This is a genomic window from Embleya sp. NPDC059237 (assembly GCF_042754105.1).
Taxonomy (GTDB): domain Bacteria; phylum Actinomycetota; class Actinomycetes; order Streptomycetales; family Streptomycetaceae; genus Embleya.
In genome coordinates this window covers 1-13,531 of sequence record NZ_JBHZAE010000003.1, presented here as the reverse complement: position 1 = coordinate 13,531, position 13,531 = coordinate 1, and the positions used below count along the sequence as shown (strand labels likewise).

Genomic DNA, 13,531 nt, shown 5'->3' with positions numbered 1-13,531 from the left:
GGCCGAAGAGCCCTCCGCGACAGCACGCCGTGCGCCCGCCCCCGGAAGGAACCATGACGATCACCGCTGACACCACGCGCGCCGGCCGACCCGCGTCCGAGCCCAAGTGGAAGGTCACCGCCACCTTTCCCGAGCGCCCCAAGGGCTGGAAGGGCGTGTCCAAGCTCGAGGAGTTCATCGACGCGATGATCGACCTCGGCCAGACCGGGCAGATCTTCGGCGAACACGGCATCGGCAAGACCGCCACGTTCTTCAGCCACATCCCGGACCGACACGAGGACACGGTCCTGGTCTTCGTCCCGGCCGCCAACCTGACCCCCGACGACCTGCTGATCAACGCGCCGGTCCGGGACGCGCGCACCGGCGAACTGGTGCTGCGTCAGCTGATCATGCGTCAACTTCGGCCCGGGAAACGCTTCGTGCTGTTGATCGACGACGCGTTGCAGGCGGGCGAGACGATCCAGTCCCAACTCATGCAGATCGCCTGCAACTGGACGCTCGGCGAACACGACCTGCGCGAACTCGGCTGCGTGGGCGTCTTCCTCACCGACAACGAGTCGCTGGCCGAGACCGCGACCCGGCGTACCGACCTGGCCATCCTGGACCGCATGGTCACGGTCAAGATCACCGCGACCGACACCGCGTGGCGCTACAAGCTCGCCGAGCGCTTCGCCGGCACCGACCTGACCCAGGTCTTCCAGGTGTGGACCAGCCTGTCCCCGGCGCTGCGTCAACTGATGTCCCCGCGCACACTGGAGCACGTGATCGACTGCGCGCTGGCCGGCTTCCCGCTGGTGTGGGGGCTGCCGCTGGTCAACGGCGAGCGGCTGGCGCTGACCGAGACCAAGAAGGACGGCTCCCCCGGCCCGGACCGCACCGACGAGGTGCTCGACCGGATCGCCTCCGGCCTGGGCGTACGCAACCCCGACCAGACCCCCGACGCGGTGCGCCGGATCGTCCGCGAGGCGATCCACCGCCGCTGGTCGGTGCTGGTCCAGGGTCCGCCCGGCTGCGGCAAGACCGAGGTGGTGCGCGAGGTGGTGCGCGCCGAACTCGGCCACGACCCGCTCTACTTCTCGCTGCCGGTGACCAACGTCGAGGACCTGTGCGCGCCCGTGCCCACCCCCGACGGTTCGCTGGAGAACCTGCTGGCGGCCAAGTTCACCGATCCCGGCGCCAAGGTGATCGTCTGGGACGAATACAACCGGCCCAAGGACAAGTCCACCTTCGCCAAGCTGATGGAGGTCACCCAGGAGTGGTCCATCGCGGGCCGCCCGATCCCCGGCCTGCGCGCCCAGATAGCGCTGCAGAACCCGCCGTACCACCTCGGCCGCAAGATGCTCGTCTCGCGCAACAACATCGCCCAGGCCACCCGCTTCACCGCGTCGCTGACCATTCGTCCCGAGGACATCCCGGCCAACGAGTGGCTGATCGCCACCTACGGCCCGGTCGCCGAGACGGTGCTGGAGTGGTGGAAGAACGACATCGACGACGAGGGCCGCGACTGGATCACCAAGCGCACCCTGGAGCGGCTGATCAAGCTGCACCAGCGCGAGCTGCCGCTGGAGATGGCCAAGGTCTACCTCGGCGACGGCGAATACGCGCCCGTGCCGCTGAACGCCCTGGAAGCCAGGTTCGCGGAGAACCCGGCCACCGGCCTCGGCGACATCTCGGCCAACCTCGCCGAATGGGTGCGCCGACTCGACGCGGCCAACGAGGAGTCCGGCGAGGGCACCGACGACACCGACATCGTGCACCAGGTGCTGGCCAACGCCGAGTTGTCCCAACTGCGCGAACACATGGACACCGTCGCGCAGTTGCTCGCCGGCCTGCCGCCCAAGCTGCGCTCCAGCTATCTGGTCGGCCAGTCGGTGGACAAACAGCGCTTCTGGATCGAGGCGTTCGCGAAGATGCCGCGCCGCTGAGCCGGGCCCCCGTCGGCCCGCCCGTCAGCGTTTGCGGCGGGCGGTGCCGAACAGGCTGCGGGTGATCTCCCGGCCGATCTGCGTGCCCATCGAGCGCAACATCGACTTCACCGCGGAGTTGCCCATCATCTGCTCGACCATCCCGGGCTTCGGCTTCTCCTCCCGGGCCCGCCCGCGCGCGGGTTCGTCGGGCGCGGGCGGCTGTGCCGGCTCCGCGGGCGCCTCGACCTGGGCCTGAGCCGCCGTCAGCTTCTCGAACGCCGACTCCCGGTCGATGGCGGTGCCGTACGTGGGGAACAGCGGCGAGTTCGCCACGAACGTCCGCATCGCCTCCTCCGGGATCGGCGCCATCAGCGACCGCGGCGCCCGCAGCCGGGTCCAGGCCACCGGAGTCGGCGCGCCCTTCTCGCCGAGCACGGTCACCACCGCCTCGCCGGTGCCGGCCTGGGTGAGCACCTGGTCCAGGTCGTAGGACGAGCGCGGGAAGGTGGACACGGTGGCCTTGAGCGCCTTCGCGTCCTCCGGGGTGAAGGCGCGCAGCGCGTGCTGGACCCGATTGCCCAACTGGGAAAGCACATCGGCGGGCACGTCACGCGGCGTCTGCGTGACAAAGAAAATCCCGACCCCCTTCGACCGGATCAGCCGCACGGTCTGGGTGATCGCGGTCAAAAACGCCTTCGACGCACCCGTGAACAGCAGATGCGCCTCGTCGAAGAAGAACACCAGGCGCGGCCGATCCGGGTCGCCGACTTCGGGCAGATCGTGGAACAGGTCGGCGAGCAGCCACATCAGGAAGGTGGAGAACAACTGCGGCTTGTCCTGTACCGCCGCGAGTTCGAGCAGCGAGACCACGCCCTGCCCGTCGGAGGTGATGCGCAGCAGGTCGGCGGTGTCGAAGGCGGGTTCGCCGAAGAACGCCGCCCCGCCGTTGTTCTCCAACGTGATCAGCGCACGCAGGATCACCCCGGCGGTGGCGGCGGACAGACCGCCGATCCGCTTGAGCTCCGCCTTGCCCTGATCGTCCGTCAGGAACTGGATCACCGCGCGCAGGTCCTTCAGATCCACCAGTTCCAGGCCGCGTTGATCGGCGAAGTGGAAGATCAGCCCGAGCGAGGACTCCTGCGTCTCGTTCAGATCCAGCACCTTCGCGAGCAGCGTCGGCCCGAAGTCGGTGATCGTGGCCCGGATCGGCACCCCGGTTCCGATCCCGCCGAGCGCGTAGAACTCGGCCGGGCATCCGCCCGGTTGCCAGTCCTGCCCGACCTCGGCCGCCCGCGCGGCGACCCGCTCCCCGGGCTCCCCCGGTGCAAAGATGCCGGAGAGGTCGCCCTTGACGTCGGCGAGGAAGACCGGGACGCCCTGCGCGGACAGTTGCTCCGCGATCAGTTGCAGCGTCTTGGTCTTGCCGGTGCCGGTCGCGCCCGCGACCAGCCCGTGCCGGTTGAGCACCCCGAGCGGGACACGCACCCGCGCCCCCGGGTGCGCAATGCCCGCGACGACGGCTGCGCCCAACTCCACCGCGGGTCCGGTGAAGGCGTACCCGGCTGTGATGGTCGCGATGGTGTCGTCCTGATCGGTCATGCGCTCCTCCGCTCACCCGGGATCCGGGAAGCGAATACACCGATAGCGCAAGAAATATCCCGATTGCCCCGGCGGATCGGCCATCCGAGCCGACCCGATCCGCGACGCCGCTCCCTCGCTTCGGCACAGGGTGGGGGTTCGAGGACCACGATCCCGGTAGGCTGAGCCTGTGATCTTCAAGCGGATCGGTGACGGCAAACCGTACCCGGACCACGGGAGGTCGGGTGCCCGGCAATGGGCCGACATCGCCCCGCGGCCCGTGCGTCTGGACCAACTCATCACGACGAAGCGGCAACTCGACCTCGACACGCTGCTCGCCGAGGACTCGACCTTCTACGGCGACCTCTTCGCGCACGTCGTGAAATGGCAGGGCGACCTGTATCTGGAGGACGGCCTGCATCGCGCGGTCCGAGCCGCCCTCCAACAACGCCAGGTGCTGCACGCGCGCGTGCTCGAACTCGGCTGAGCACGCAACCTCGGCGGCCCGATCAGGTGGTCGTCACGAGTACGGCCGTGCCCGGATACGCAAGGTGCCAGGTCGGCGCTAACCTCGACTCCATGGCGACCGGGACCACGGCCATGCCGTGCAGGAGGAGGACGGGGGCACACCGATGAGCATGCTCACTCCCCGCGGCATGGGAGGCCAGTACAAGATCACTGGCAAGCTGTATCCGCGGATGACGCGGCGCAGGCGACGCATGCCCGTGGTGATCGCGATCGTGGTCGGCCTGGTGGTCCTGGCGACCGCCGGCTGGGGTGTGTACCACTTCACGTCCGACGACGGCGGCACCGCCGCGGCCTGCCCCTCGCCCACCGCCTCGGCCCCGCCGCCCACCCAGGCCGCGCCCCTGCCCGAGCCCAAGACGATCACGGTGAACGTCTACAACGCCACCAAGCGCACCGGCCTGGCCAAGACCGTCGCCGAAGCGCTCAAGACGCGCGGATTCACCATCGGCAAGGTCACCAACGACCCGCTGAACGCGCCGATCGCGGCCACCGCCGAGATCCGCCACGGCTTCCCCGGCGCCACCCCCGCGAAGGTGGTCGCCGCCCAGGTCGCGGGCTCCACCGACAAGGAGGACCAGCGCACCGACGGCTCGGTGGACCTGGCCATCGGCGACGCGTGGACCGACCTGGCCACCCCGGAGGCCGCCGCGGCCATCCTGTCCCCGCCACCCCCGCCCCCGCCCAGCCACACCCCCGGCTGCTGACCCGAAGCCCCGCTGCCGCCCCACTCCAAAGGGGCGGCAGCCCCCGCCAGACCCCCGAGAACGCCGAAGGCGCCACCCGGAATCCGGATGGCGCCTTCGACTTGCAAGAGCGGTAGCGGTGGGATTTGAACCCACGGATAGCTTGCACCATCACACGCTTTCGAGGCGTGCTCCTTAGGCCACTCGGACACGCTACCGAGAGAGAGCTTACCGGATGCCGGGGTGTGGTTCGTAACCGGATTCGTCGGTGCGGTTGAGGGTGAAGAAGTCGCGCAGGATGGCGGTGCACTCCGCCGCCGCGACGCCGGCCACGACCTCCGGGCGGTGGTTGAGGCCGCGGTCGCGGAGTACGTCCCACAGGGAGCCGGCGGCGCCGGCCTTGGGGTCCCAGGCGCCGAAGACCACGCGGTCGACCCGGGCCAGGACGATCGCGCCCGCACACATCGTGCACGGCTCCAGGGTGACCACCAGCGTGCACCCGGACAGGCGCCACTCCCCGACGGCCTTGGCGGCCTCGCGCAGCGCCACGATCTCGGCGTGCGCCGTCGGGTCGCCGTGCGCCTCGCGTTCGTTGCGGCCGCGGCCGAGCACCGCGCCGTCCGGGCCGAGCACCACGCACCCCACCGGCACGTCTCCCGTGTCCACCGCGAGCGCCGCCTCGGCCAGGGCCAGCCGCATGGCCGGCTCGTACCGCCGCAGCGCGGGATCGAATCGGGGCTCGGGCACCGGTGGGGGCATCGTGCTCAGCGGACCGTCTCCAACTCGTCCGCGCAGCCCAGCCGTTCCGCTATCACCGCGATGGCGTCCGCGGGCAGCCCCGCCTCGCCCGCGAGGTCGGCCAGCAGTTGGGCCGACACCCCCAGGTCCACCAGGACGGTCTCGTCGCCGGCCGGACCGGTCGGCAGCACGGCCTCGTCGTCCTCCTCCAGGCCGTCGAGCACATCGGCCGTCAGCAACGCGTCCGCGTAGGCGCTGCGGGACACCGCGGCCACGTCGGAGACGTAGATGCGCGGATCCTCCTCACCGTCCACCCGGACGACCGCGAACCAGGTGTCCTCCTGTTCGACGAACAGCAGTACCGGTTCGTCGTCCACCGCCGCCGACCGTGCCAGGGCGGTCATCCCCGCCGAGTCCTCGACATCGTCGAGGTCGGCTTCACGGGCCTCCCACTGCTCGTCTGTACGTACGAGCACTGCGGCGAAGTACGCCACGGGACTCTCCAAGATCGTTCGCTTCGGCGTTGTCTCTCGCATCGTGGCAGATACCGGACCACCACGACGGGAATTGGCGCACGTTGACGAACAAGGTCGCCGCGACGATCGCACGCGGACCGTTTTCAGTAACGGAACGTACGCATCCGCATCATCTGTCGTAGCCGCTCATTGCGTGCGCGCCGCGGTTGGATGCGGGCCCGCAACTCGCGCGCCTCGGCGAGTTCGCGCAGGAAGAGGGTGCGCCGGCGACGGCGAGCGGCCTCCGCCTCGCGGCGCTCGGCCGCCGTCGTTCGAGGTTCCCGACTCTCCATCACCACGCCCCTGGACTCGAAAATCCACCGAAACCGACGTGGCAGTAGTTCCCGGGACACGCCGGCTCAGTCATCGCACCGCCGGACCGGGCCGGATGTGCGTTCACAAACCGGTTCAATCACTCCAATTTACCCGGGATTCCCATAACCGCCCGGCCCGGACCGCCCGCCGGACCCGCGCACGGCCGACGAATGCCACCGAACACACCCCGAAACCGACAACCCCGCAGGGTCGCGGGAGGGGCCGGCGGGCTACTGTCGCTCCATGCGGATTCACGTCGTCGACCATCCTCTGGTGGCCCACAAACTCTCCACGCTGCGCGACCGGCGCACCGACTCGCCCACCTTCCGGAGGCTCGCCGACGAACTCGTCACGCTGCTCGCCTACGAGGCGACCCGGGGGGTGCGCGTCGACCCGGTCGCGATCAGCACCCCGGTCAGCGAGACCACGGGCGTCAAGCTCTCCTACCCCCGGCCGCTGGTGGTGCCGATCCTGCGCGCCGGTCTGGGCATGCTGGACGGCATGGTGCGCCTGCTGCCGACGGCCGAGGTCGGCTTCCTCGGCATGATCCGCAACGAGGACACCCTCGAGCCGTCGACCTACGCCACCCGCATGCCCGACGACCTCGGCGGCCGGCAGGCGTACGTGCTCGACCCGATGCTCGCCACCGGCGGCACCCTGATCGCGGCCACCAAGCTGCTCCTGGAGCGCGGCGCGCTGGATGTGACCGCGATCTGCCTGCTCGCCGCCCCCGAGGGGGTCAAGGTGATGCAGGAGGCGTTCGCGGACACCGAGGCCAACGTCACCGTGGTCACCGCCTCGATCGACGAGCGGCTCAACGAGCACGGCTACATCGTCCCGGGCCTCGGCGACGCCGGCGACCGGCTGTACGGCACCGCGGGCTGACCCGGGCCGCGACCCGAGCAGACCCCGAACCGACCCACGCACCGCGTACGGCCGTTCGAGGCCGATCCCGCGGCCCGTGTCCCGCGCGGGACCAAGGCCCTGCCCCGACAGGCCGAACGCCGGATGCGCACGGCCACGCCTCGGCGCATGCTGGAGATGTGCCCGGGGCTGGGCAGGAGCCCCGCAGGCACCCCGGGACTGTTTGCCGATGCTGCGAAGGTACGACCCACCTTTGCTCCGGCGGGGGTCCCACAGGGGAGAGGGAGTGGCCGGTCCCCCCGCGGCCGCTCCCTCTCCCCTATTGTTTCTCCCCGACACCTCATAGGGGAGGCGGGGGATATGGCGGGGCAGACCAAACGGATCCTGACGCTGCTCCTGATCGTTTTTGTCATCTACACGATCATCGCCACGCCCGAAAAGGCCTCCGACCTGGTCGCGCAGTGGTTCCAGGCGATGTCCTCCGCCGCCAAGTGGTGCGGCGACCAGATCAGCAGGCTCACGGGCTGAGGTCGTGCGCCGAGCGGCGAGCGCGGCGTCGGGGCCGGAGCCGGCACCGGTCGACCGCTCCACCACCGAGACCCACGCGATACGCCGCTACCTGCTGCCCAGCGAGACCTGCGCGATAGCCGTACGCCGGCACTGGGCGATCATCATCGGCCCGCTGGCGATCACCGTGTTCGGGATCGCCTTCCTGGCGCTGCTGCTGTGGTATTTCACGTCCGCGAACCTGATGGTGAAGTACGGCGTATGGCCGGTCGGCACGGGCCTGCTGCTGTGGTGCTCGGGTCACATACTGACCTGGCGCAACGACTACTTCATCGTCACCGACAAGCGCATCATCCTGGCCACCGGGCTGATCGGGCGGCGGGTCAACATGCTGCCGCTGACCCAGGTGACCGACATGAGCTACCGACGCAGCCCGGGCGGCAGATTGCTCGGGCACGGGACGTTCGTGATGGAGTCCGCGGGGCAGGATCAACCGCTCAGGGAGGTCGAGTTCGTCCCTCGACCCGACGCCGTCTACCTGAAGGTATGCGATCAACTGTTCGGCCCGAATGTCGACTGATCGTCAAAGACCGACGAGTAATGCGAAACGGCTGGTAAAACCTCGAATTTTCTTTGCGGTGATTCGCGGCTTTCGTACTGTCGACATGCCGCTAGATACACCCGCATCACCTGACAAATCGGGGATGTCGCAAGGGGTTTGGGGCGGTGACCCGCGCCGGTAAGGGGGTACCGAACGACGGGCTGCCGTTCCACCATGGCCGGCAGCGGACAGGTTCCGCTCCAGGACCGACGAGGAGGTGGGCTCTCCAGTGCTGCTGCGAGATGCTTCCCACGAGGGCACAGCCGGCTCGACCGCCGACCGCGCCGCGCCCGCGCGCCTTCCCCGTACCGGCATCCCCCGCGCCCGCGCGCTCCGGGGTTCCGGCACCGACACCCCCCAGGACACGCGCACGCTGTCCCGAACCCTCCTGCTCCGCCTCACCGACGTCGTCGAGGGATCGGCCGAGCACGCCTACGTGCGCAGCACCCTGGTCGAGCTGAACCTGCCCCTGGTGCGCTTCGCCGCGAACCGCTTCCGCAGCCGCACCGACCAGTACGAGGACGTGCTCCAGGTGGGCACGATCGGGCTGATCAAGGCGATCGACCGCTTCGACCCGCATCGCGGCGTCGAATTCCCGACCTACGCCGTGCCGACGATCATCGGCGAGATCAAGCGGTTCTTCCGGGACACCTCGTGGAGCGTGCGGGTGCCCCGCCGGCTCCAGGAGTTGCGGCTCGCGCTCGCCGAGGCCACCGAGCAGTTCAATCACAAGTACGACCGGGCACCGACCGTGGTCGAACTCGCCAAGCACCTGAACCTGACGGTCGAGGAGATCCTCGAGGGCATGGAGGCGGCCAACGCCTACTCGCCCGCGTCGCTGGACGCGCACGACCTCGACGACGATCGCGACAACGCGCTGATCGCCCGTCTCGGCCAAGAGGACGAGGCGCTCGACGGGGTCGAGTATCGCGAGGCGCTGCGGCCGCTGCTGGCCCGGATGAGCCCCCGCGACCGGCAGATCATCATGCTGCGCTTCTTCGGCAACATGACGCAGTCTCAGATCGGCGAGCGCCTCGGCATCTCCCAGATGCACGTCTCGCGCCTGCTCGCCCGCGCGTTGGCGCGGCTGCGCGCCGACCTGTCCGCCTGAGCGAGCGCGGCCCGGCCGCGGTGCACGCGGCCTCGACCGCTGTCCGGTGAGGCCCCTGACGGATCATCAGGGGCCTCACCGGGCGGACGACCGAGACCACCCGCGCCCGGCGTGCCGGGGTTCGGGCGGCGGCTCAGTTGGTGAGCAGCCGGGCCCGGAGCCGCAGTTCGGTGATCGGGTCGATGTTCAAACCCTTGCGCAGGTACGCGTCGAACGAGCCGTACTTGCTCTGCACCTGGGCGAACGCCGTGTCCAGGTACGACTTCTGCACGTAGAGCAGCGGGTCCATCAGGCTCGGGTCCTGCATCAGCCCGGCGGCCTTCAGGCCCGCCTTCGTGGCCTCGTTGCGCGCCCGCAGGTTGTCGTTGCTGGCCAGGAAGTCGGCCTGCACGGTGGCGTCGTCGACGCCCAGCGCCTTGAGCACGATCGCGCTCATCCAGCCGGTGCGGTCCTTGCCCGCCGTGCAGTTGTAGATCACCGTCTTGCCATCCGCGAGGTCGCGCAACACGGTGGCGAACTGCGCGCGCTGAGCCGGGTCGTCCACGAAGCCCCGGTAGACGTTCTCCAGCGCGGCGGCGGCCTTGCCGTCGCCGAGCAGCTCCTTCTGCCGGATCGGATCCCGGCTGCCCACCGCGGCGTTGGTGATGGCGGTGAGGTTGCCGTCGGCGATCGGCAGGTTCTCGACCGGGGTGCCGGCGGGAAGCCGGTTGACGCCGTTGCCGGCGATCTCGATGTCGGTACGGAAGTCGGCGGACACGTCCAGGCCCAGACCGCCCAGGCGGGCCACGTCGGCGTCGGTGAGCTTGCCGAGCGCGTCGGCGCGGAAGACCTGGCCGTACTTGACGGTCCGGCCCGAGTCCGCGCGGTAGCCGCCCAGGTCCCGGGCGTTGGGCGCGCCCTGCAGGCCGAGCGAGCGCGGGGCGGTGACCACGCCGCCGTTCGGGCCGGCCGGAGTGATGGCGAAGTACCAGCGCTTGGCCGGGTCCAGGCCGGACACGGTCAGCGAGGTGCCCTTGGTCGTGCCGACGAGCCGGGTGAAGCGGTCCGCGTCGGTGGACGCGTACACGCGCATCGGGCCGGGCCAACGATCGGTCCAGGTGATCGTGTACGTGCCGTCCGGGCCGACCGTGGCCGAGGCCCCGGTGACCGAGCCGAGACCGGCGCGGGCCGAGACGCCGGAGTCGCCGTTGCCTGTGGCGGCCGAGGCCGGGGACGAGGCGACCGCGACGGTGCCGCCGAGCGTGAGCGCCGCCGTGACGGCGAAGGTCGCGAGGCGGGTGGTGCGTATGCGCATGCGGTTGTGCTCCCGAGGAGGAAGTGTTCGTGATCGCCCGGGAACGACCTGGGAAAACAACCGGTCGTCGCTGCCGAGCGACGGACACACTGTAGTGACGACCGGGCGCCGACTCCAGACGGTGCCGTATGGAGGGATGGTGCGATGGGTCACCGTACGAACCGGTTGCCCGGATCCGCCGATCACCGGGCGGACCGACCGCCCGACGCCGTCCCTTCGCGGCCCGAATCCGCCGCATCCGCAGGCCACTTCCACACGAAGCCCACCGAACACGCCGGCGAAAGCGCCCAGTCGCCACATCCGCCCCCTCGACGGGGAACGCCGGCACCCGGTTCGGGAGTTTCCCTGATACGCCGTCAAATAGGTACCGAGCGACGGGATTCCGGGTAGAACGCCGCCATCCGCCCGGTCATCGGGCGGACCCGGGGCAAAGTGGGGACCAACGCGCGCGCGTGCGCCCACGGGCACGGGCCGTGCACGCTATACCTGTTGATACCGGTCGCACGGGTGGGAGGACGTCCACTCACCGGCGACCCGAAGGGACCGGCTCGCCGGCCGGCCCGACGCGAAGGAGGAAGCCGTGCCGGACGGTACCAGCAAGCGCCACACCCCCGGCGATGGTTCGCCGGGCCGGCCCGTCCCGCGAGCCCAGGGTCCCCGGCGCTCCGGTCCGGGCGATCGTGAACGCCCCGAACCCGACTGGGATCGTCGGCCCGACCCCGACTACGACCGTCGGGCGGACCCGGACTACGACCGTCGGCCGGATCCGCTGTACGACCGCGAGGTCGAGGCGCCCTCCGGACCGCCGGGCTTTCCCGACTCGGCGCCGCCGGACCAGGGCGGGCGCCGCTCCGGGCGGGCCCGCCGGGTGGCCAACTGGTTCGGGTTCGGCGCGCCGGCCGAGGAGGACGAACCGGATCAGTACGACCGCCGGCCCGGCTTCGGCCGCCGCGATCCGTACGAGGCCGACGCCGGGGTGTACGACTACGGACGCGACCAGGGCCAGGAATACGACGCCGACTACGATCCGGCGCCGCCCGCGTCGGGCCGCAATCGGCGGCGCACCGGCTCCTCGCACTGGGAGGACGTGATGCTCGGCTCGTCGCCGCCTCCGGGCACGCCGATGTCGGACAGCATCCCCGGCGACACGATGCCGCCCGATCGGCTGCACCGCGACGCGCAGGGGGTGTTGCCGCCGTCGCGCGGCGCCGCCCGCCCGGGACGGCGCGAGGATCCGCAGCAGTGGCGGCCGGAGGCCGACGACGACATCGAGCCCGCCGATCCGATGGATCCGGTCGACCCGCTCGACCCCGGTCCGAGCCCGTCCGCCGAGCGTCGTCCGAACTACCCGCCGATCCCCAAGCACCGGCCCGCACCGGCCGTCGAGTCGGACAGCTACTCGTCGATCGACGCGAGCCCCGGGTTCGGCGACGATCCAACGGAACGACGGCGCGACGTCGGCGGCGAACCCGCCCCGGACGACGCCGGCGAGCCGGGCACCACGTTCCTCAAGGTGCCCCCGGCCCAGCGCACGCCCCACCGCTCCGCGCACGCGGACAACCCGGCCGACGAGGTCCCGCGAAGGATGTTGCGCATGCTCCCACCTCCCGCCCTCGCCGACGGCGGCGGCATGGTCGTCGACGGCGGCCGGCTGGGCCGGTTGAACGTGCGCGCCGCCGGAGTCCGGGGCGAACTGCACCAGCAACAGGGCCTGCCCAGACAGAACTGCTTCGCGGTCGGCCCGGACCCGAGCGCCCGCTGGACGATCGCCATCATCTGCGACGGCGTCGACAACGCGCACGCCTCCGAACTCGCCGCCCAGATCGCGGTCCGCAGCGCCTACCGCACCGTCGCGCGGATGGTCGCGCGCGAACGGCACGAGAACTGGGACTGGGCCGGTGTTCAGACGGAGGTCGAGGAGGACCTGCGCTCCCGCCTGACCGGCACCGCCGACCGCGCGCACGAGCTGGGCCGCTCCGAACCCGCCACCCGCCTGGCGATATTGGTCACCGCCGCCGATCCGCTGGAGGACGACCGGGTCGACATGGCCGTACTCGGCGACAGCACCGTGCTCCGCCTGGCCCAGGGCGGCTGGCGCGCGCCGCTGGGCATCCGGGACACCTCGCTGGAGGCCGCCCCGGCGGCGATTCCCGACCAGGCCGGCGACGACCAGCTCCGCATCTGCCGGACCACGTGGCGGCCCACCGACGTACTGGTGATGATGACCGGCGGCTTCGCGGAGGCACTCGGCCAGCCGACCGCCGGTCTCGCCCCGCGCCTGGCCGAGGATTGGCGGACCCCGCCATCCCTGTTCGACTACCTGCGTGATGTGGACGAGGGCCTGCGGCTGCGCGAGGAGGACGGCTGCGTCGTCGCGCTGTGGCCGTCGACCTGACCGGAGGTATCGAGCGACGAACCGCGAATACCGGATACCGAAGTATTCGCGGAATGTATATCGCGGGCGGGACCCGGAGGGATGGGGTCCCGCCCGCGGTATGTCGGCCCGTTGGTACGGCGGTCGGTATATCGACCGATGGGTGGGTCAGGTGACGGCAATGAGCACGACCGCCGCGACCACGATGATCGCGATCACGACTCCGGCGATCAGTAGCACCGGCGGGGTGCCGCGCCGGGCCGGTTCGCCGGGAGCCGCGGGGCGGTCCTCGGCGACGAAAGCCCGGAACATCTGAGTACTGGCTGCAGGATCCATCTCGTTGTCAGGCATGCGCAGACCATACCGCACCCCGGAAAACGCAAAAGGCCCATCCCTTTCGGGATGGGCCTTTCACACGTAAATTCCGGCGGCGTCCTACTCTCCCACACCCCTTCGAGTGCAGTACCATCGGCGCTGGAGAGCTTAGCTTCCGGGTTCGGAATGAGACCGGGCGTT

14 protein-coding genes, 1 tRNA gene and 1 rRNA gene are annotated in these 13,531 nt (G+C 70.5%); 8 read left to right on the top strand and 8 right to left on the bottom strand.

From position 1 onward, the window contains the following. The first annotated feature begins 53 nt into the window (after positions 1-53). Positions 54-1,925: an AAA family ATPase gene (locus tag ACFXKZ_RS10735; protein ID WP_379998734.1), complete on the top strand. Its 1,872-nt coding sequence runs from the start codon at positions 54-56 to the stop codon at positions 1,923-1,925. Positions 1,926-1,949: 24 nt separating this feature from the next. On the opposite strand, the gene ACFXKZ_RS10730 is transcribed toward ACFXKZ_RS10735, so the two are convergent. Further along, positions 1,950-3,506, bottom strand: a complete 1,557-nt coding sequence (locus tag ACFXKZ_RS10730; RefSeq protein ID WP_379998732.1) for a helicase HerA-like domain-containing protein — start codon at positions 3,504-3,506, stop codon at positions 1,950-1,952. Between the two features lie 169 nt (positions 3,507-3,675). Here ACFXKZ_RS10730 and ACFXKZ_RS10725 point away from each other — a divergent pair, with 169 nt between their 5' ends. Both ACFXKZ_RS10725 and ACFXKZ_RS10720 read left to right on the top strand, forming a co-directional pair. Beyond that, positions 3,676-3,972 carry a type II toxin-antitoxin system VapB family antitoxin gene (locus ACFXKZ_RS10725; RefSeq protein ID WP_020556786.1) on the top strand — a complete coding sequence of 99 codons (297 nt, stop codon included), beginning with the start codon at positions 3,676-3,678 and terminating at the stop codon, positions 3,970-3,972. A 151-nt stretch (positions 3,973-4,123) separates the two neighbouring features. Next, the gene (locus ACFXKZ_RS10720) at positions 4,124-4,717 is read left to right on the top strand and encodes a LytR C-terminal domain-containing protein (protein WP_379998730.1); all 594 of its coding nucleotides are present in this window, start codon (positions 4,124-4,126) and stop codon (positions 4,715-4,717) included. Positions 4,718-4,827: 110 nt separating this feature from the next. Here the strand turns inward: ACFXKZ_RS10720 and ACFXKZ_RS10715 are convergent. The 4 genes from ACFXKZ_RS10715 to ACFXKZ_RS10700 form a co-directional block, all read right to left on the bottom strand. Then, positions 4,828-4,914 (bottom strand) — tRNA-Ser (locus ACFXKZ_RS10715). Between the two features lie 10 nt (positions 4,915-4,924). After that, entirely contained in the window at positions 4,925-5,455 is a 531-nt protein-coding gene (gene tadA / locus ACFXKZ_RS10710; protein WP_379998728.1) for a tRNA adenosine(34) deaminase TadA, read from the bottom strand. 5 nt (positions 5,456-5,460) lie between these two features. Further along, positions 5,461-5,928: a tRNA adenosine deaminase-associated protein gene (locus ACFXKZ_RS10705; RefSeq protein WP_360315856.1), complete on the bottom strand. Its 468-nt coding sequence runs from the start codon at positions 5,926-5,928 to the stop codon at positions 5,461-5,463. A 125-nt stretch (positions 5,929-6,053) separates the two neighbouring features. Further along, positions 6,054-6,242, bottom strand: a complete 189-nt coding sequence (locus tag ACFXKZ_RS10700; RefSeq protein ID WP_078979378.1) for a hypothetical protein — start codon at positions 6,240-6,242, stop codon at positions 6,054-6,056. A 265-nt stretch (positions 6,243-6,507) separates the two neighbouring features. Here ACFXKZ_RS10700 and upp point away from each other — a divergent pair, with 265 nt between their 5' ends. From upp to ACFXKZ_RS10680, 4 genes are all read left to right on the top strand, one after another. Then, positions 6,508-7,149 carry a uracil phosphoribosyltransferase gene (gene upp / locus ACFXKZ_RS10695; RefSeq protein ID WP_379998726.1) on the top strand — a complete coding sequence of 214 codons (642 nt, stop codon included), beginning with the start codon at positions 6,508-6,510 and terminating at the stop codon, positions 7,147-7,149. 339 nt (positions 7,150-7,488) lie between these two features. After that, on the top strand, positions 7,489-7,656 hold the full coding sequence (locus tag ACFXKZ_RS10690) for a hypothetical protein (RefSeq protein WP_170222223.1): 168 nt from the start codon (positions 7,489-7,491) through the stop codon (positions 7,654-7,656). 4 nt (positions 7,657-7,660) lie between these two features. After that, on the top strand, positions 7,661-8,215 hold the full coding sequence (locus tag ACFXKZ_RS10685) for a PH domain-containing protein (RefSeq protein ID WP_379998724.1): 555 nt from the start codon (positions 7,661-7,663) through the stop codon (positions 8,213-8,215). Between the two features lie 250 nt (positions 8,216-8,465). Next, positions 8,466-9,347 carry a SigB/SigF/SigG family RNA polymerase sigma factor gene (locus tag ACFXKZ_RS10680; RefSeq protein WP_078976446.1) on the top strand — a complete coding sequence of 294 codons (882 nt, stop codon included), beginning with the start codon at positions 8,466-8,468 and terminating at the stop codon, positions 9,345-9,347. 133 nt (positions 9,348-9,480) lie between these two features. On the opposite strand, the gene ACFXKZ_RS10675 is transcribed toward ACFXKZ_RS10680, so the two are convergent. After that, on the bottom strand, positions 9,481-10,641 hold the full coding sequence (locus tag ACFXKZ_RS10675) for a tyrosine-protein phosphatase (protein ID WP_379998721.1): 1,161 nt from the start codon (positions 10,639-10,641) through the stop codon (positions 9,481-9,483). Positions 10,642-11,221: 580 nt separating this feature from the next. On the opposite strand from ACFXKZ_RS10675, the gene ACFXKZ_RS10670 reads away from it, so the two are divergent. Continuing rightward, entirely contained in the window at positions 11,222-13,036 is a 1,815-nt protein-coding gene (locus tag ACFXKZ_RS10670; protein ID WP_379998719.1) for a protein phosphatase 2C domain-containing protein, read from the top strand. 147 nt (positions 13,037-13,183) lie between these two features. Here the strand turns inward: ACFXKZ_RS10670 and ACFXKZ_RS10665 are convergent, their stop codons facing one another. Together ACFXKZ_RS10665 and rrf are read right to left on the bottom strand one after the other, a co-directional pair. Further along, positions 13,184-13,366 (bottom strand): hypothetical protein, encoded by a 183-nt coding sequence (locus tag ACFXKZ_RS10665; RefSeq protein WP_379998717.1) that lies wholly within the window; start codon positions 13,364-13,366, stop codon positions 13,184-13,186. A gap of 71 nt (positions 13,367-13,437) precedes the next feature. Continuing rightward, positions 13,438-13,531: ribosomal RNA gene (rrf, locus tag ACFXKZ_RS10660) — 5S ribosomal RNA — on the bottom strand; the annotation flags it as partial.